At 42.5% G+C, this 914-nt stretch carries 1 protein-coding gene; it reads left to right on the top strand.

Annotated elements, in window-relative coordinates; all coding sequences use genetic code 11:
• Positions 1 to 384: 384 nt before the first annotated feature.
• Positions 385 to 914: transposase (locus CRT24_RS15680; protein WP_144034597.1), on the top strand; the 530-nt coding region annotated here is incomplete at its 3' end.

Genomic DNA, 914 nt, shown 5'->3' with positions numbered 1-914 from the left:
AACATTATTCTAATACATTTACAAGGCTTGTTTCAAGAAATGGCATCAAAATGAAAGCAGCAGTAGCTGTGCAAAGGAAACTTCTAGAGCTGATGTTTATAATTTATAAAAACGAACAGCGGTATGATCCACAATACCATCTCCAAAAGTATCAGAACGAAAAAGTAGATACAAATTAGGGCGGCCAAAAACGGCTACCCTAAACAGGCTGGCAATAGACCGCCTAAAACCCGAAATTACAAAAAAAAGATAAAATTGACTTGTATATTAACACAGAATCTAAAAAGGTCTCTTWAAAAAATAACCCCGTCATTAAAAAATGGCGGGGTTTTTCTGTTTTTTGTCCTCAAGATTTTGTATCTTAAGGTGCACCCAAAAAACAATATGGCAAACATACAATTCAAAGCKCTTCCATCCAATAGTCCGAGTCTTTTTCCTGAGAATATTTTAGACCGTATCCCCTTGAACCATCCGGTTCGTTTGGTGAGTCAGGTTGTTGACCAGTTGGATCTGGAACATATCATCCGTCAGTATAAAGGCGGAGGCACGACCAGTTTCCATCCCAGGATGCTCATCAAGGTACTGTTCTACGCGTATCTGAGCAATATCTATTCTTGCCGCAAGATCGAKCGCGCCCTGCACGAGAACATCCATTTCATGTGGCTTTCGGGCAACAGTACGCCGGATTACCGTACGATCAATTATTTCAGGGGAAAGCGTCTTAAGGGACAGATACAGGAGCTGTTTGCCAGTATCGTTCGGATGCTGCATGAMATGGAGTATGTCAGCCTGAAAGTCCAGTATGTAGATGGTACCAAGATCGAATCGGCCGCCGGTCGCTATACCTTCGTTTGGAAGAGATCGATCGAGAAGAACAAGGTAAAGCTGGAGGCGAACATCGCTTCGGTCCTTTC

The sequence above is a fragment of the Sphingobacterium sp. 1.A.5 genome (genome assembly GCF_002734235.1).
Classification (GTDB): Bacteria; Bacteroidota; Bacteroidia; order Sphingobacteriales; family Sphingobacteriaceae; genus Sphingobacterium; species Sphingobacterium daejeonense.
This window is presented reverse-complemented; position numbering and strand designations above follow the sequence as displayed.